Source organism: Priestia sp. MDV22-iso46 (assembly GCF_058629175.1).
In genome coordinates this window covers 20,000-37,710 of record NZ_JBZVWT010000016.1, presented here as the reverse complement: position 1 = coordinate 37,710, position 17,711 = coordinate 20,000, and the positions used below count along the sequence as shown (strand labels likewise).

The following is a 17,711-nucleotide window of genomic DNA, read 5'->3' as shown; positions in this document are numbered from 1 at the left end:
TAGTGGCAAATTAGTTGAAACGTCTGAGGGGACGTTGAAGGGTCGGGTAGTTGATTTGAAGGGACGTTGAGGGGGTTAGTGGCAAATTAGTTGAAACGTCTGAGGGGACGTTGAAGGGTCGGGTAGTTGATTTGAAGGGACGTTGAGGGGGTTCTTGGAGAACTTCTTGTGATATCACGGTTTTGCTAGGCTCTGCCTAGCCTATCACGCTCTGTGATAGCAAAAACCCCTTATGCTCTTCTCTCTTTTTAGGGGAAAGAGCACTACTACAAAAGAGAGGTCGGATAAAATGGAAATTAAAATTCGATATGTTGATCCAGTTGCACTAAAAAAAATTGATAAAATCGCAAAAGAAAAAAAGATTTCTCGTCAAGAATTCTTAAAAGGTCAGATTGAAACACTGGCTGTTTTTCAAGAACAAAAAGATCGTGAAGCAGAGTTAGAACGTCTCATTGATCGAAACATAAAGATGATGGAAAGGTGTGCAGTGGCAATTGAAACAATCAATGGATTTATTCAAGATATGATGGGAGAAGGTGAGGGATGAGTGCATCTCCTGCTATTCCAGGCGTAGTGTTGAAAACAAAATTTGTTACATCTGATAAGAAAGCTTTTCAAGATTATGTCGATTATGTAGATCGTGATGATGCGAAGAAAGATCAAGAAGCAAGCGAGAAACTGTTTACTCTTTATCAAGATTATATGGATAACCCTGATAAGACATCTTCGTTGTTTACCGAACAGTCAAATCAATTGAATGACGAGGAGAAAAAGCAATTAAAAAAGGTGTTTGAAAAGGCGCAGAAAAATAACAGCATTATGTGGCAAGATGTCATTACATTTCATAATCCGTGGCTCCAAGAAAATGGTTTATATGATGCTCATACTCATACAGTATATGAGAAAAAATTAATGGAGATTACCCGTGAGTCCATGAAGGAAATGCTTAAAAGGGAAAGGTTAAATGAGTCGGCTATTTGGTCAGCTGCTATACACTATAACACTGGGAACATTCATATTCATATTGCAACCGTAGAACCACAACCTACTCGTGAGCGAGGCAAAAGAAAGCCTAAAACATTGGATGCGATGAAGTCAACAGTCGTGAATCAAATTTTAAATCGAGGTGAGGAGCACCAAAAAATAAATGAGTTAATTCGAAATGATATGGTTGGAAATAAGAAGAAGGACTCTTCATTAAGGTGGAAGAATCGTGATATTCAACCATTGTTTCTCCAAATCTATAATCATCTTCCAGAAGATAAAAGGCAATGGCAATATAGCTACAGAACGTTAAAACCAATGAAGCCATTTATTGATGTGCTGAGTCAAAAATATATCGAAAAGTATCATCGCAATGAATACCAACAATTGCTTAAAAAATTAGATAAAGAAGTAGAGGAATTAAAGAAAGCTTATGGTGAAGGAAAAGGAGATGAGAAGCGATACAAGGACTATAAGCAAACAAAAATAGATGATCTTTATAAGCGAATGGGGAATGCTTTTTTAAAAGAAATGAAAGATTATGATAAGCAGCAGCAACAGATTAAAAGAATGGTAGAAAGCAGGAAACAATCAAAACGTTCTGAAAGTTTTAATCAACATGTTTCTATGCATTTTGCATTAAAAAAGATAGAGCGAGCGTTTAAATCAGAATATGAGAGTTGGAAAAACCAAAAACATTATGAGCAATTGCAAAAAGATATTGAACATAATCGAGAAGCTGAAAGGGGTTATGAATGATGGAGAAGCGTCGACGTACGATTTCATTAGACACTAAAACAGATGAATATATTCAAGCTTATATGGAAGAACACCATTTTCGTTTTCCTGGGGAAGCTATTATGGATATTTGCCAAAAGTATCAAGAAACCAAGGAAAAGGAATGGTCATTGCAATATATTTCGGAAGTGGTTAGCAACAACTTACATCAAGTATTAAAAGATGAATTAACAAAGATTCGTCTTGGAGCAAACAGTGCCGATAAAAACTCACAAATTTTGATTGAATATATGAACGGTCTTTTCTTCCATCACGGTTTTGATGGATTGATGACAACCGATTTACAAGAGTTAGATAGCACAAAGGTTGCGAAGGAAGCTGTTGAGAAGCGTATTGCAAATCAACGTCAAAAACGGATTGATTGGGAAGAGTCCAAAGGGAAACAACCATCTTAATGATGGGTTTATATAAAGATAGTTTTAAAAATGTAGAGGAGGAATCAGATATGTTTTTTAACAAAGATTTAGTGTTAGCTTCGATTAAAGCTGTAGGAGAGGATCATGCCATTGTACAGTATCAAGACAAAGAGGTAGAGGTGAATTTAAGTCCAGAAGAAGCGAAGGAGTTTCATCAATATGTCGTGCATCAAGAGAATATGTTGGTGCCAATGAATATCAAAACACAGAAGCTTTTTGTAGATTTAGAAGAACCGTGGTATGAACAAGAATTAGAAGAACTTAGGGGGATCTCCTATCAAGAAGAGGAGGAAGAAAATGAGTAAAACGTATGCGAAAAAATCAGTTGAAGATAAGCGTAAAGAGGTTGAAGAGTTAACGAAAGGGATGGAAAAGAAAGTGGAGCAGCATTTTCATTCTACCGAAGAACTAAAAGACTATTTATCTTTTATGGGTAAGTTTTATCAATACTCGATGTCCAACACAGCTCTTATTCAGGAACAGTTTTTTGGTGCTCAAGCAGTTGGATCATTTAAGTTTTGGAAAGATAAAGGTTTTTCTGTCAATAAAGGGGAAAAGGGGATTAAGATCCTTGTTCCAAACAAAACGGTGCCTAAATTTAAAGATGAAAACGGGAAATGGAAGTCGATTAATAAAGCCACTCCTCAAGAAAAGAAGCTCATTCAAGAGGGAAAAAAAGAAGTCACTCAAGGCCGACTGTACTTTTCAGTCGGCCATGTTTTTGAAATTTCCCAAACGAATGCAAAAGCGAGCGATTTACCTAAGATTTTCCCGAATCGTTGGTTAGAAGGCAACGTGGAGGACTACAAAGCACTTTATAAAGGGATGGAAGCCATTGCCGAAAAGAATGGCATTTCTATTATTCAACCAAAAGAAGAGCTTGGCGCTGCAAAAGGAGTTTCTTATACATTAACAAAAGAAGTTGCGTTAAATCCCCGTAACTCTGAACGTCAAAATGTAAAGACTTTGATACACGAATTAGCACATGCGAAACTTCACACCAAAGACACACATCTAAACTATACGGCTGCGGAAAAAGAGTTTCAGGCGGAAATGACAGCTTATACAGTTTCCTCTTATTTTGGAATTGACACCAGTTCTTATTCGTTGGATTACTTATCACACTGGACGAAAGGAAAGAGCTTTGAAGATAAAACCAAGCTTTTAAAAGAAGTACATGAAACATCTGTTGGCTTTATTGAAACAATCGAAGAAACGTTGGTAAAAGAACGAGAAAAAAATCAGTCACCAGAAAAAAGCGATGAAAAACAGCAGCAAGCAGATCTTCTTTCTTCTACAAACGTGCATAACAAGATGAAAGAAGGGTATGGGAATTATATACAAAAGCAACGAGAAGAATCGGTACAAGATGTAGACAGCATTCTAGAACGTGTTACCGCTGAAGAAACCTACTATTCCAACAAAACACAAGCGATTAAAAATGGTTGGATGACAAAGGAAGAAGTCGTAAAACTTGAGCATCAGGTTGACTTAATGATGAGGCGAAATGAAAAGGGGGTCACTGATGGTCAAGTTCAAGAACAATCTCTCACTTTTCAAGACCGTATGGAAGTGGGCAGTCAAATGCAACTCCAAAAACGTTCAAGTACAGGTAAACGAAAAAGAGAAGAACAGGATCTAGAAAGGTGAGAGAGCATACACGCTCTCTTTTTTTTATGTCCAAATACGAATTAAATGGAGGAATCGATCATGCAAAAAGTAACATCTCTTTCAAATGACCAATTTAAAACGCTTGTTTCCGATAAACGAGAACTTAAGAAGTATATGAAACATCCACAAAATGAAAAAATCCAGGCAGGTTGGGCCAACATCAGTGAGAAACGGCTGCAAGACATCCCTTCTGGTGCTGTTTACTTAACACAATCAGCTCTAGGAGAGGAAAAACCGCAGGTTTTACTGGTTTCTACGGATGAAAAAGGGCAAAAACAAGCCTATAAAAGTGAAGCAACAGTTGATTTTTTGAGAAGTCATGATGTGAATCCTGTTTTAGAGAAAGATCGAGAAACGCAGCTCAAAACAAGCTATCTTACGTTTTTACAAGCGCATGAAAAAGAAAAGCCTCAAGATATTGATAGCATGTTAGCCCGTGTGAATGCAGAAAACGATTATGTCATGTTGAAATCAAGTGCTTTAAAGGAAAAGCAGTTCACCCCTGACCAATTGAAAGGAATGGAAAATGAACTTTCTCATCAGTTTCAAGCACGAAAACAGGCACAAGAAAAGGATCAATACCAAGAAGATTACAAACAAGAAGTACTAGAAGTTATGCAGCAGCCTAGTGAAGAAACACAGTATAAGCAGCTATTTAAACAAAGCTTGTTAGCCCAATTAGGCATATCAGATGAAAAAGATTCTTCTAAAGAAGCGAAAAAGGAAGCTGAATCTGAAAAAGCTCCTGTCGAAAAGCAGCTCAAGCAAGAAACACCTCAAGAGAAAGAGCAGCGTTTGGCCAAAATGAAGGAGTTTGAACAAAAGCATTCCTTTGATAAGGTGTACAAATTGAAAAAAGAGGTGCTGCAGGAATTAAAAGAGCTTAATTTGACTGATTCTCAACGTGAGAAGTTAACGAAGCTTGAAAAAGCGTTAGATACGGAGAAAGAGGATCACGACAAGCAGAAAAAAGAAGAGAAATCACAAAATGGATTTACAAAGTTTTTTGCACGGAATAATGGAGCACTTTCTCTAAAAAAACGGAAAGAGGAACAAGAAATAGAACGTTAAAAATGGCAAAAGTTTGAAAAAGATAAGAGGACTAAATAATATATTTAGTCCTCTTTTTTCATAGGGTGAAAGAGAAGGAGGGATTAGGTGGGAGAACGAAAACACGTCAATGAGGGGGAAATCATGAAAGCACGAGATGTTGATTTGTTGTCGTATCTGGAAGCCAAAGGTGAAACCTTTGTAAAAGAAGGAAAGTACTATCGTCATACGGAACATGATAGCTTACTCATCAAAGGAAATATGTACGCTTGGAACAGCCGGAATGAAACAGGATATGGAGCGATCAGTTTCGCTCAAATGTATTATGGAATGTCGTTTCCACAAGCCGTATTAGATATCAACAAAGGCAATTATAAAGAGCTTTCTCAGTCGCATGAGCAACCGTCGGTTTCACCATCAAAAGAGCCTTTTCGCTATCCAAAAGAGTTAGAAGTAAAGGACCAAAGCAAAGTAAAAGATTATCTTATAAAAGAACGTAAAATAGATCCTCGATTAGTTAATTGGCTCCTTCAAAAAGATTTAATGGCCCAGGACAAACGAAACAATGTGGTGTTTAAATGGCGTGAGCATGGAGGCAAAGGAAAAGTGATTGGGGCAGATCGACAAGGAACAGCTTCGATAAAAAATAAACGAGGTTCTTTTAAACAAGTCTTACCAAACGATAACCCACACACAGGATTTTCAATAGATGTTGGTCGCCCAAATAAGATTCATTTTTTTGAAAGTCCAATTGATTTGCTTTCTTATTGGAGTATTCAGGAGAATAGCCTACAAAATACACGACTCATTAGTATGAATGGCTTAAAGCCTAAAACCGTTGCACAGTCTTATATCGAAGCTCGAAGAGAAGGCTTAGACATTAAAGAAATGGTGTTAGCTGTCGATAATGACCAAGGGGGAAAAGAATTTATTGACAAAATGAACCAAATCGTGAATGCTGATTTAATAAGAGTAGATATTCCAAAGGGAGCGAAAGATTGGAACGAAGAATTAAAGAAAAATGGAAAAAACATTCAACCTGTGGCATCACGTCTCCGGAATAAACAAACTGAACAGGAGCTTTCAATGAATGGATAAAGTGTTTCAAGGTGTATTTTACCTCTTTCTTATCATCATTTTAGTGAAACTTTCTCAATTTGCTTACCGTGTCCTTCGTGAACGGAGGTATATGAAAGAGTTAGCCCAATCGGGTATGCCCTATATTGATAAAATGGATGGTTATCAGTTTGAAATTTATTTGCAGGCCCTTTTCCAACAGTTAGGATATAAACCTCAAGTAACCAAAAAGTCTGGTGACTTTGGGGCTGATTTAGTGATGAAAGGCAAAGAAAAAATTGTCATTCAAGCTAAACGATATGGAATTAAAAATCGGGTCAGTATTTCAGCTGTACAAGAAGTGTATGGGGCAAAAGCGTATTATAAAGCGAATCAAGCATGGGTTGTGACCAATAGTTATTTTACGAAACAAGCAAAAGAGCTTGCAGCTGCATGTGATGTGACCTTAGTGGATAGGGCGGATCTTCAAAAGTTTATTAATGAGGTAAATCCCGTTTTTAAGGCACGGGAAATCTTTGAAAATATCACACCAGAACCTCGTAAGTGTCCAAAGTGTGGGCAAGATCTAGTCGTACGAGATGGGAATGGCACTCGCTTTTTTGGCTGTTCCTCTTTTCCTTCTTGTCGTCATACGGAAAAAATTAATAAGGAAGTAAGAAAAAACAGACCTTCAGTATAGTAAGGTCTGTTTTTTCTTGCTCTAAATAGGTACTGAAATTTGTATTGAATGGGGAAGTTATATGCAAAACAAAAGTTAATTAAGTCAGAGAGCGTTTCTCTGCATGTTAAAGTCTTTGATTAACTAGTTTTTTATTTATAAATGATTGTGACGAGAAAGCACCTTTTTATTTGCACGAAAGGTGCTTTCTCGTTTCTTATAAAAATATAAAAATGGAGGAACAAAAAAATCCCAATTTTTCTAGTTTAATACTTAGGAATTGGACCTTTTAATATTAGAGTTCCCTTAACGTTGTAAATCCACATTTCCTGACAATACCCCTTTTAGATAGAGTAGAAACTACCCTTGCATATCCCTTTCATATAAATATAAAACGTAATCAGTCATAACACCAGGATGGCCCAATTGCCGTAGCATAGCTGTGATATTGCCACGATGATATGTTCCATGATTGACAACATGTTGTACTAAGTCAGATAAACGGGTTTCGAGTCGTCCAGCAAATGAAGTTTCAAGCACTAAGGCCGTTTCCATATCTTCTTGAGGATCGAGAAACGCTTTGTACCGGTCAGATAAATCGAAAAACATCGTTTCTACTTCCTCTATTCTTTTCGTTTCCATCTGTTCTCTCAATTGATCAGCCGACGCATATACTTCATCAAATTTTTCACCAGAAATAAAATCTAACCATATGTTGTCAGAGACATAAATGTGCGCCATCACCTTTGATATAGAAGGAAAAACGCTCTGAACTTCCTTTTCGTAAATACCCTTAGAAAGTTCTTTTAATCGGTCGAAAACTTTTTGGTTTGCCCATACATGGTAGTCGTACAATCTTAATGAGTAATGTGACATTTGAAATCCCCCCTATTTCCCTATTCATTATTGATATTACACAAGGTATCGGTAGTCAACTTAACTATACTTCTATAAAAATATCCTCCAGACCTTTTGTTTAAAGGTTTTTTTTGTTCACGTAATATGAATTATGTTAAACCTCAAATAGACTTAATTATAAAGTAATAACTATAAGTACTTTATATAAAATAGTGTTACTTATTATATATTTTGTAGAAAAATTGCAATCTTTTCTATAAAGAAGGTTAAAAGAAGATTATAACTATGGGAAATGCTAGAGTTTCCAACATTTTTTTAAGATTGGAATGAATTTTTTCATGTTCTTTTAGGAAAGGCATATGTTAGTTAATAGAAGATACCTTTACTGTTGAAAGGAAAATTGCGCCTATGATTGCGTCAAAGATTAAATTTGCTGCCTCGTTATATGCACTAATGTCTATTAGTTTTTGGGGGATCTCTTTTGTCTCTACCAAAGCTGTCTTAGATAAGCTTGATCCATATACACTCCTTGTTCTTCGTTTTGGTATTGGGGCACTTTTTTTATTGGTATTATTAGTGCTAAAGCGATATCCATTAAACATTCCACTTAAGTATATTCCTCATCTGATTGTGTTAGGTATCCTTGGGGTGTTCGTTCATCAAGTGATTCAGGCAACAGCACTTCTCACAATAAATGCTTCTGCAGCAGGGTGGATTATTTCGTTTTCTCCTGTATTTACAGTCATTCTCTCAGTATTCTTTTTGCATGAAAAGATGACCGTATTAAAAGCATCAGGGATGATTGTAGCCATCATTGGAGTTCTACTGGTGACTACTTCTAACAATCAGCAGTCCTTTCAGCTCTCAATCAATGCTGGTTACCTATTAATGATTTTAAGTACGTTAAACTGGGCCATCTATTCTGTCCTATTAAAAAGGTTACATATCCGACTTCCCTCTCTTGTTGTTACGTTTTATATGTGTTTAATAGGATTTACTCTAACGACTCCCTTTCTCGTAAGGAATAAAGGATGGGAGATGATGCCTTTTTTAACAAACGTGGAGTGGGCTCATTTATTATTTCTCGGTGTATTCGTTTCAGGTGTTGCCTATTGGTACTGGGCAAAGGCATTAGAAGTTTTAGAAGCGTCCCAAGTATCTGTGTTCCTTTATTTAGAACCAGTAGCAACATTGGTAACAGCTATTCTACTACTACAGGAAAAGATTATCCCCGTAAGCATATTAGGAGGCATCATAATTATAATCGGAGTTATTTTAGTTAATGGAAGACTACTAACCTTTTTAAGGTACTTACCATGGAGAAACAAGAATTTATAACTATGTTGAAACCACCAAATTTGATCTACTCATGGGGAGGTAATGTTTGTATGAGCTTAAGTGAACAAGTAAAGCCTATTTTAGATAAATTAAATTCTCCTACCAAATTGGAATTGAGAGAAGCCCTTTTGGCTTTAGATATAAATCTTGATGAGTTAAAACCACTATTGCAGTCGGCAGAAGATAAGCCATATTACAGAAAGCTTCTCTACCAAAATGACGAAATAGAATTACTTGTTATGAATTGGTCCGGAATAGAGTGTGCTCCTCACAATCACGGTCATTCATATGGATGGATCCAAGTAGTGAATGGCACAGCTATAAATACCGTTTACGAAGTGAAAGAAAACCAAATGCCTAAAGAGCTGTTTTCCCAGTATCAGGGGGAAGGAAGAATTTTTTTTGCTCCTAAGAAGGGCGTTCACAAGATGAATAGTGCAGAAGGTACGAGTCTCGTCACTCTTCACCTCTACTCTCCACCAATTAAAGAAATGATGGTTTATGATTTAAAAACATGCGCTGCTTGCATTGTATCGGATGATTGTGGAGCATGGTGGCCAGAACATCTTCGTCAAAAGGTAAGAGAGATTCAATTAAAGAAGGGAGAATGATGTTTGTTGACCCTTTGAATATTTCTAATGCTAAAAAGAAACAGATGGTAAGTCCAGCCAAAGGAAGTACATTATGAAATTTTCTCCCTTACAGTTGTCCAGCTGCCTTAGTAAGAAAATTATGAATAGAAATTGTTAATTTATCCGGACATCATGTGGGGGTTAACACAACTCATTTTGAAGAGTTAGCTAAGAGATTGCATAATATTTTAGATGGTTACGAGAGTAAGATACAGCAAGAAATTTTATAAAAACCCAGCTAATGTGATAACGATATTAACTGGGTTTTTGTCACTAATCATGATAATAAATATTATAATAATTTCAGTATAAATAACATATCTCGTTAAATTGATTAGTTTTACCATCTTCTCTCTATGACGACAAATATAAACTTATTTAAGTACAATTATAATCAATATGTAAATAAGTTCCTATAAAAAACATTATGCTAACTAAAAATATATAATTTTTCAAATGGATTACCTCATTAATGTCTACAGTTTTTGTGTTTTCTTGTAATTTTTTGATACGTTTTGTAGAAAACGTTTTCATTCTGTCTTATATTGCTCATAATATTTTTTGTTGGCTCTATCTTTTTATTATAGACCTACTAAATTTCCTAGAGATGAAAAATTCCGATGAGGTGAGAAGAAGCTATGTTAATGGTAGTCAATCCAGTAGGTCAAATAAAAGACTTACAAAAGTGTATTATGAAAAAAAGGAAAGAATTAATTGATCTAGGTAGTAATTATGGACTTTTAGACGAAAAAACAATTAACTGTAGTCAAGATTTGGACAAACTTATAAATTTGCATATGAAATCTTATTCTAGTTCAACTAACATGTTTTTAGATAATGGAGGGGATCTACCTAGAATGAGACAGTCGTATGGTAATTATAAAGGTAGTGATTTCAAATATGAGGTAAAAGCCGCGGAGCTTGCAAGAAGTAATATTCGTTTTTGTTCTGCCCAATTGATTGCTCATTCAAATCTAGCAGCATTTGGAGTATGTACTGCTTTAGTTCTAGTTGGTAATGGAACTAAAGCAGGTTTTGTTGCCCTTCAAAATTTACGACAGTTAACAACTCATTCGTGAAAATCTATCTCTTCTAATGCTTTAAGCTAAATTTATAAGTACTTAAAAAACATTGGATTAGAAAAAACTGATGTTTTTTTAAGCACTTTAAGCTCAGAAAGTGATACTAATTTAACTTTTCCTAATGAATCTTGTTCCTTAATTTCACCAGCACCATTGTTATATAACCACAAAACAGTATAATTTTTTCTTTAAATATGACATTACAACCAATCTTCACTAATTATCTTTCCAAGCGCAAGGTTTTCTAAATAATCCTTTAAGGTTACTAATTCATCAGTGTTTTTTTTATTTTGAGAAAACAGGGAATCTTTAAGACTCGTCGTATTAATATTGATAAAGAGGTGGTTGAATTGAAACGATTAATTATTAATAATGTTGAATTTAACGTTGAAAATTTTGAAGAAAAAACAATTACACATTCCACTACAGGCGAGCAGCTAAAAAAGATTGGTTTTGCATTCTCGGTTACAGGAAAAAAAGATTGGTTTTGCATTCTCGGTTACAGGAAAAAAAGATTATAATTTATATGACTTATTTTTCGAGAGCCCCCATTTTGAACTTACTATTGTTGATACAAATGAGAAACTTAAAATGAAAAATATTTCACACAGTACTTTTTATCAAGCAGCAGAGATATCAGATGACACAAAAGTCGTATTTAGAATTAAGTTACAACAAGAACCAGCCAAAGAAAAAGAACTTACAAAAGATCAGAAGTTGATGGTTAATGCCGTAAATGAGGCTGTTTTATCTAGAGTAAGATTTAAAGCGTTAGAAGAAATACTAGAAGAAAAAGGGTTAATCAAAGGTGATGAATTATTTGATAAGATTGAAAAAGTAGCTAAAAGAGACTTTGACACGTTAAAGAAAGAACTACTTTATGGTAAAGAAGAAATAAATACATAAAAGCACCTCTATTTTATCAAGGTGCCTATTTATTTTTCCATAAAGAGCCTTTTCGTATATTATCTCCAATGAATTCCATTATGTTAAACTAAAAATGTATATCATATATATCTTAAAACCCAAAAACTACTGGTGTTCAGGCACCAGTAGCTTTTTTGTAAATAGTGCATAATTAGAAGTTGTCTTTGAAATCATATATTGATCTCCAGATTGGTTTGTTCAAAAGGTGAAACAAGTATTCAAAAGATAAGAAAAAGCAGGCTAAAGCTTGATCCTAATTTAAAGAGTTGTTTCTGATAAATCACATTATGGTAACTAGACTGGTATATATTCTAAAAAGAAATTAGGCTTTTTCACTGTGTTTCCCTTTTGTACCGAAGTAATTTGTCCCAATAACTCCTGTAATAATGATAATTGCACCGACTAGATGATAAAGATGAAATTGTTCTTTCAAAAAAAATACTCCTGCTAAGATTGTAATGAGTGTAGCAAAATTACTGAAGACACTCATGTTAGATGCTTCTATTTTTGATAAGGCGTAATTAGAAAGATAGGACGTGACTAAAGATGATAATAAACCTAGATAGATAATTGCAATCACAAAGTCCAAATGAACAAAAGGCTGCATAAATTGATGGATAGTGTTATTCATTAGATGATTTGTCAATGCTAAACCATTAAATGTAATAAAACCAAATAAAGTCATTATATATGTGATAGTGAATAAGGAATATCGTTGAGTTAAATTTCTAGCACATACATTATATAGGGACGATACAATTGCGGAAATTAAAATCAAACCACTTCCTAGTAGACTAGTATTTTTATTTCCTATATCGTTCATATACATAATGTATATCACACCTACTACCGAGAAAATAATAGCTATCTTTTGGCCAGGTGTAGATGTTTCTTTTAAAAATATGCTCGCAAAGATTAAGGTAAAAATCGGGATTGTTGCTTGAATAATTCCAGCTTCAGATGATGATACATTTACTAGTCCAAATACCTGAAAAGCAAAAAAGAGAGTGGGGTATAAAATAGCTAACAAAGTAATAATCCCTATATCCTTTTTAGTTACTTTTAATGATTTTTTCGTTAATACTTTTAAGGTTGTAACCCCTATAAAAGCAATAGTAAATCGATGTGCTAATGCATCAAAAGGTGTAGCAATAGTTAATGCAACTTTGACAAACATGAATGACAATCCGATAATAATGGCATAAGTAAGTGCAGCTATATATGCTTTTTTCTTTTCAATCATGTGAATGACCTCCTTTAGATTTATCCGGCCGGTTATCACTATAGTAAGAGAAACTAACAATATCTACGATATGAAAAATACACATCTGTATCGGTACAGATGTGTATTTGGAGGAATACTATGCTTAAATATGAAACAATTTATCAATCTCTACTTCAAAAGATACACTCTGGGGACTTTCCAGTAGGGGCAAAATTACCCTCAATTAGAGGCTTATCGCACCAATATATTTGTAGTAAAAGTACAATAATATCTGCCTTAAAACGATTGGAAGAGCAACATATTATTTATTCCATTCCAAAGAGTGGTTATTACGTTGTGGAACATCAGGTTTTCGAAGAACCCACATCTACTGAAGGCGTTGATTTTGCAACATCATCTCCAACATGGCATGCATTTCCTTATAAAGACTTTCAACAGTGTATTAATAAAGCGATTGATACATATCAAGAAGAATTGTTTCGTTATGGAACACCAAAAGGTTTATCTTTATTAATTATAGAAGCTAAGAAGCTCTTAGAATCTTATCAAGTATTTACGAAACCTGAACAGATTTTCATCACTTCAGGGGTTCAACAGGCACTCGCTATACTGAGCATGATGCCATTTCCAAATAACGGATCTACTATTTTAGTTGAACAACCTAGTTACCATTTGTATATGGATATGTTGAAAACATACGGAATTCGTGCAATAGGAATTCAACGTACAGCGCAAGGTATTGATCTAAAGCAACTAGAAAAAATATTCAATGAAGAAGAGATTAAATTTTTTTATACAATGCCACGCTTCCATAATCCTTTAGGAACGTCATATAGCAAAAAAGAAAAAGAAGCTATTTTACAGTTAGCTTATAAATACAATGTGTATATTATAGAAGATGACTATTTAGCAGATTTTGAATATAACACAAAGAATGATCCTCTTTTTGCAGAGGATATTAAAGAACAGGTTATCTACTTAAAGAGCTTTTCAAAAATCATGTTTCCAGGTTTAAGAATTGGTCTAGCCGTTCTTCCTCCCCCTATTCTTAGCACCTTTCAAAAATTTAGAATGACCATAGATATAGATAGCTCTATGATCTCACAAGCTGCACTATATCTTTATATAAAAAGTGGTATGTTTGAACATAATAAATTAAAAGTAAGTAGTATTTACCATAAACGTGCACAAATTCTTCATCAATCGCTGCAAAATCATCTGGCTAATTACGAGTCATCGTCAGAAATAGTTATGCATGGTCATATTTTGTTACCTAGACAAGTAAATATGAAGTTATTTATTCGTTATTTATATGAACAGCGTGTATATCTGGATTCAGTTGAAAGTAATTATCTAGCCAACTTTCACAAAGAACGGGTTTTAAAGTTAAATGTGTCAAATGTTGAAAATCACCGAGTTGAAGAAGGAGTCAAAAAAATTGCAAGTGCTTTAAAAAAAAGAGATAACTATTTCTTTTAATTACTTAATGTAATTAAGGCCTTTAACACTGTTTAAGAAGAAGAGACTTAAAAGTATTATTCTTGTAATGATGTACATTTTTCTCACGTGCCTTTTATATTTATTCCTACCGGTAATTAACATTATGGTAACTAAGAATAAATAATATATATAACTTAGAAACAGAAAATGGACGAAACCCATGAAGGTTTTTTTATAAATGAGACGAAGTAAACTATTTGAATGGTTATAAGTGGATGATCAAGGTGATTGGTTCTTTAAAATAAAGATACCCTACTACCACTTTTGGACAATGAATAAAAGTTCATTCGATAATAGAATAATATTAAATTGTAATGGGTGGAGGAATTTCAATGGATTTATATTACGAAGTTAATGGGCATGGCCATCCTGTTGTTCTCCTAACTGGCGGTGCTGATGTACGGAACTGGACCTTTGTGGTACCTCTTTTAGCAAAACACTATAAGGTTGTTGCTTGTGATGGACGTGGGACGGGGAAATCACCGGTCCCTTTAGAAGATGTCAACCCTGTTAAAGATTTGCTGTCACTACTTGATCATCTAGAAATCAGCCAGGCAACGCTTATCGGTCACTCAATGGGTGGCCAAATTGCTACTGAATTCGCTCTGAATTATCCTGAAAGGGTTTCAAAACTTGTTTTGCTTGCGCCTGGATTATCTGGATTTACCTATTCCAAAGAATTTGAAGAGAACATGAAGAAGATTCATCAAGCTGCCCCAGATATAGATAAGATGGTTGAGCTTTTGCTCAGCGACCCATCGTATCGTGTTCTAACGATGAGTCCTCACCGGGGTTTAATGGTTCAAATGCTTAAGCACCATATGAATCGAATGTTTGAATGGCCAGCCGTTAAATTGATTTGGCAGCAACCATTGGCAATCGAAAGATTAGGAGAATTGACGACTAAAACATTGTTGATAATTGGTAAGGAGGATTCACCTGATAACCTTCGTGTTGCTGATTACTTTCGAAAGCACTCAGATGCTCGCATCATAGAAATTCCAGGTGCTGACCATATGGTCAATCTCACCCATCCTGAGAAATTGTATCATCACATTAATGATTTTATGAAGGAATGAAATGTTAGAAAGTATCCCTGAAATGGTACATGAAACGAGAAGACCGATGTTTTTAATAATCGTAGCAGAAAAGAACTAATTTGTTTCATGAAGAAGAATTAATTGATTAAATAATTAAAAGGTGTCCTAATTTACCAAGGGACACCTTTTTTGTTTCCTAGAATGGTGTTTATGTTAACTCAAGATGTGTATCATATACGAACTAAAAATAGAAAAAACGACTGATGGAAACGGGGCTGTTTTTTCTACTTTAAATGCCTAATATATTAAGTTATGACACCGAATGACATAAAAAAGACTGTCTATTGACAGTCTTTTTTGAAATTAAACCAGCACCCGTTAGCGTACATTAATTCTCAATTTTAACCTCCAGACCGTGACATTTAAAATTATAATTAGGATTTTTTCTAACTTCTTCTTTCTGAAGTTCATACATGGCTATTTTATAGTTTATTTCTTCCAAGTGTTTTACGCTTTCTTCAATTCTCTTCTGCACTTCCAATTTATGCTGTATCAACATTTCTTCTCTTTGCAAGAAAGTAGTATTTCCTGCTACATAAAGGTCCTTATATTCTTTTATCTTAGAAATAGGCATTCCTGTCTCTCTGAGACAAAGAATAAAAGAAATCCAATCGATATGTTGTTCGTTATAAACTCTACGACCTCTTTCATCACGAGATACATTTGGCAGTATTCCTTGCTCTTCATAAAATCTAAGTGTCTTTGCAGATATATTTAAGTTCTCCACTACATATTTCATTGAATACAAAATTACTCACCTCACCTTTGGTTACAGTTACTGTAACCAAAAATATATCATAAAGGAGAAATAAAAACAAAAATCCTTTATATAATCATATAAACATTAACGCTTGACTTACCCTAACGTTAACCACTTACACTAAAGTAGAACTTCTAATAGGGATAGTTGTAACGGCTCAGAATGGTAATAATAGGAGTCCAGATTAACTCAACATTAGAAGAATATTCGATAGAGAGGTTAAAGAAATGAATCAAAAATACAGTAGGTTATTTGAATCCTTCACATTCAGAAGTGGAATAACAATTAAGAATAGAATCGTTATGGCACCTATGACAACCTGGTCAAGTAATGACGATCTTACCATTTCGGATGACGAAGTAAAGTATTACAAACAAAGAGTGAATGGAGTAGGGCTCGTCATTACAGGGTGTACTCATGTTACACCTAATGGACAGGGTTTTACGAATGAATTCGCAGGGTACAATGATGAATTTACTCCAAGTTTACGAAAATTAGCTGAGGCAGCGAAAAGTGGAGGAGCTCCTGCGATCCTACAGATTTTCCATGCAGGCAATAAAGCCTTACCTGGTTTGGATGCAGTTAGTGCGAGTGCATTGCAACCCGAAGTTACTAATTTAGGTTCAACTTCAGAAACAAGAGAACTATCACATGAGGAGATCTTGTCGATTGTACGTGCTTTTGGAGGCACAACAAGACGAGCGATTGAAGCCGGATTTGATGGCGTCGAAATCCATGGGGCTCATGGATTTTTAATACAGAATTTTTGGTCGCCAGCAACGAACCAACGGACGGACCAATGGGGAGGATCACTTGAAAATCGCTTGCGTTTTCCGTTGGCGATTATTGAAGAAATCAAAAATGTCATTGAAAAACATGCTACAAAACCATTCATTTTAGGATACCGATTTTCACCTGAAGAATCCTCCAAAGAGGACGGATTACGTATGAAAGACACGTATGAATTAATTAATTTCCTTGTTGAACAGGATTTAGATTATATACATGCTTCATTAGATAATGTGTCTTCAAATCCAGTAGATAGTCAAGATGAAAAAACACGGATTGAATTGATTCTTGAAAAAGCAAACGGTAAGGTACCAGTGTTGGCTGCTGGTTCCATGGTAACTCCAGATGATGCTCTTAAAACTATGGAATTAGGATTGCCGTTAGTTGCCATTGGGCATACGTTAATTATGAACCCTGATTGGGTAGAAAAGGTCGCAAATGGACGTGAAGCCGAGATAGCTTCTGAGTTGAATGTTTCGAAACTAGACCAGCTTAATATTCCAGAAAAACTATGGAATGTTATTCAAGCAATGCCTGGTTGGTTTAATATTGGTAAATAAAAAAGTAGTCCTATGGGCTACTTTTTTATTTAAAATACATTACAAAGAACTTTATAATCGATTATTTACTAGAGCCATTTAAACTGCCTTTGTATCTAGTAAGTACCTAAAGGAGAAAGAAGTGAATGTTGGAGAAAAAGTTGGAAGCATAATAGAACTAGCCCAATGAGGATAATTCATACAAAAAAGCTTTTAAGAGTCATATTTCTTAAAAGCTTTTTCATTTCCGATAAAAAACATTATGGTAACTAATTTTACTTTGTATATATTAAATTTAATAACTGTA

18 protein-coding genes and 1 pseudogene are annotated in these 17,711 nt (G+C 34.7%); 16 read left to right on the top strand and 3 right to left on the bottom strand.

Annotated features, from left to right (window positions below):
• Window positions 1-289 precede the first annotated feature (289 nt).
• The 8 genes and pseudogenes from AC4NPH_RS29310 (at window position 290) to AC4NPH_RS29275 (ending at window position 6,675) form a co-directional block, all read left to right on the top strand.
• On the top strand, window positions 290-547 hold the full coding sequence (locus tag AC4NPH_RS29310; RefSeq protein ID WP_308334596.1) for a hypothetical protein: 258 nt from the start codon (window positions 290-292) through the stop codon (window positions 545-547).
• Window positions 544-1,743 carry a MobP2 family relaxase gene (mobP2, locus tag AC4NPH_RS29305; protein WP_491939328.1) on the top strand — a complete coding sequence of 400 codons (1,200 nt, stop codon included), beginning with the start codon at window positions 544-546 and terminating at the stop codon, window positions 1,741-1,743. The genes AC4NPH_RS29310 and mobP2 overlap by 4 nt, the downstream gene beginning before the upstream one ends.
• Window positions 1,743-2,177 carry a hypothetical protein gene (locus AC4NPH_RS29300; protein WP_098598698.1) on the top strand — a complete coding sequence of 145 codons (435 nt, stop codon included), beginning with the start codon at window positions 1,743-1,745 and terminating at the stop codon, window positions 2,175-2,177. The genes mobP2 and AC4NPH_RS29300 overlap by 1 nt, the downstream gene beginning before the upstream one ends.
• Before the next feature lie 50 nt (window positions 2,178-2,227).
• Window positions 2,228-2,503 (top strand): hypothetical protein, encoded by a 276-nt coding sequence (locus AC4NPH_RS29295; RefSeq protein ID WP_491939327.1) that lies wholly within the window; start codon window positions 2,228-2,230, stop codon window positions 2,501-2,503.
• Window positions 2,496-3,488 (top strand): annotated as a pseudogene (locus AC4NPH_RS29290) (ArdC-like ssDNA-binding domain-containing protein); the annotation flags it as partial. The gene AC4NPH_RS29295 and the pseudogene AC4NPH_RS29290, both read left to right, overlap by 8 nt.
• A 420-nt stretch (window positions 3,489-3,908) precedes the next feature.
• Window positions 3,909-4,940, top strand: coding sequence for a guided entry of tail-anchored proteins factor 1 (locus AC4NPH_RS29285; protein ID WP_098197655.1), 1,032 nt, complete (start codon window positions 3,909-3,911; stop codon window positions 4,938-4,940).
• A 123-nt stretch (window positions 4,941-5,063) separates the two neighbouring features.
• A complete protein-coding gene (locus AC4NPH_RS29280) occupies window positions 5,064-6,017 on the top strand; it encodes a toprim domain-containing protein (RefSeq protein ID WP_491939337.1) in 954 nt (317 codons plus the stop codon).
• On the top strand, window positions 6,010-6,675 hold the full coding sequence (locus AC4NPH_RS29275) for a restriction endonuclease (RefSeq protein ID WP_491939326.1): 666 nt from the start codon (window positions 6,010-6,012) through the stop codon (window positions 6,673-6,675). Before AC4NPH_RS29280 ends, AC4NPH_RS29275 begins: the two co-directional genes overlap by 8 nt.
• Window positions 6,676-7,014: 339 nt before the next feature.
• On the opposite strand, the gene AC4NPH_RS29270 is transcribed toward AC4NPH_RS29275, so the two are convergent.
• Window positions 7,015-7,530, bottom strand: coding sequence for a DinB family protein (locus AC4NPH_RS29270; protein WP_491939325.1), 516 nt, complete (start codon window positions 7,528-7,530; stop codon window positions 7,015-7,017).
• Between the two features lie 390 nt (window positions 7,531-7,920).
• Here AC4NPH_RS29270 and AC4NPH_RS29265 point away from each other — a divergent pair, with 390 nt between their 5' ends.
• The 5 genes from AC4NPH_RS29265 (at window position 7,921) to AC4NPH_RS29245 (ending at window position 11,470) form a co-directional block, all read left to right on the top strand.
• Window positions 7,921-8,850, top strand: coding sequence for a DMT family transporter (locus AC4NPH_RS29265; protein ID WP_335447737.1), 930 nt, complete (start codon window positions 7,921-7,923; stop codon window positions 8,848-8,850).
• A gap of 50 nt (window positions 8,851-8,900) precedes the next feature.
• Window positions 8,901-9,461, top strand: coding sequence for a cysteine dioxygenase (locus AC4NPH_RS29260; RefSeq protein ID WP_053488415.1), 561 nt, complete (start codon window positions 8,901-8,903; stop codon window positions 9,459-9,461).
• Between the two features lie 659 nt (window positions 9,462-10,120).
• On the top strand, window positions 10,121-10,561 hold the full coding sequence (locus AC4NPH_RS29255; protein ID WP_491939324.1) for a Spo0E family sporulation regulatory protein-aspartic acid phosphatase: 441 nt from the start codon (window positions 10,121-10,123) through the stop codon (window positions 10,559-10,561).
• 353 nt (window positions 10,562-10,914) lie between these two features.
• Window positions 10,915-11,085 (top strand): hypothetical protein, encoded by a 171-nt coding sequence (locus tag AC4NPH_RS29250; RefSeq protein WP_491939323.1) that lies wholly within the window; start codon window positions 10,915-10,917, stop codon window positions 11,083-11,085.
• A gap of 70 nt (window positions 11,086-11,155) precedes the next feature.
• Window positions 11,156-11,470 carry a hypothetical protein gene (locus AC4NPH_RS29245; protein ID WP_491939322.1) on the top strand — a complete coding sequence of 105 codons (315 nt, stop codon included), beginning with the start codon at window positions 11,156-11,158 and terminating at the stop codon, window positions 11,468-11,470.
• A gap of 343 nt (window positions 11,471-11,813) precedes the next feature.
• Here the strand turns inward: AC4NPH_RS29245 and AC4NPH_RS29240 are convergent, their stop codons facing one another.
• Complete coding sequence (locus AC4NPH_RS29240) at window positions 11,814-12,734, bottom strand: DMT family transporter (RefSeq protein WP_098197874.1); 921 nt, start codon at window positions 12,732-12,734, stop codon at window positions 11,814-11,816.
• Between the two features lie 120 nt (window positions 12,735-12,854).
• On the opposite strand from AC4NPH_RS29240, the gene AC4NPH_RS29235 reads away from it, so the two are divergent.
• Window positions 12,855-14,195 (top strand): aminotransferase-like domain-containing protein, encoded by a 1,341-nt coding sequence (locus AC4NPH_RS29235; protein WP_098197873.1) that lies wholly within the window; start codon window positions 12,855-12,857, stop codon window positions 14,193-14,195.
• 353 nt (window positions 14,196-14,548) lie between these two features.
• The gene (locus AC4NPH_RS29230; protein ID WP_098197872.1) at window positions 14,549-15,295 is read left to right on the top strand and encodes an alpha/beta fold hydrolase; all 747 of its coding nucleotides are present in this window, start codon (window positions 14,549-14,551) and stop codon (window positions 15,293-15,295) included.
• Between the two features lie 349 nt (window positions 15,296-15,644).
• Here AC4NPH_RS29230 and AC4NPH_RS29225 read toward each other — a convergent pair whose 3' ends face one another.
• Window positions 15,645-16,055 carry a MerR family transcriptional regulator gene (locus AC4NPH_RS29225; RefSeq protein ID WP_491939336.1) on the bottom strand — a complete coding sequence of 137 codons (411 nt, stop codon included), beginning with the start codon at window positions 16,053-16,055 and terminating at the stop codon, window positions 15,645-15,647.
• Window positions 16,056-16,303: 248 nt separating this feature from the next.
• On the opposite strand from AC4NPH_RS29225, the gene AC4NPH_RS29220 reads away from it, so the two are divergent.
• A complete protein-coding gene (locus tag AC4NPH_RS29220) occupies window positions 16,304-17,425 on the top strand; it encodes an NADH-dependent flavin oxidoreductase (protein WP_097813486.1) in 1,122 nt (373 codons plus the stop codon).
• The last annotated feature ends 286 nt before the right edge of the window (window positions 17,426-17,711 follow it).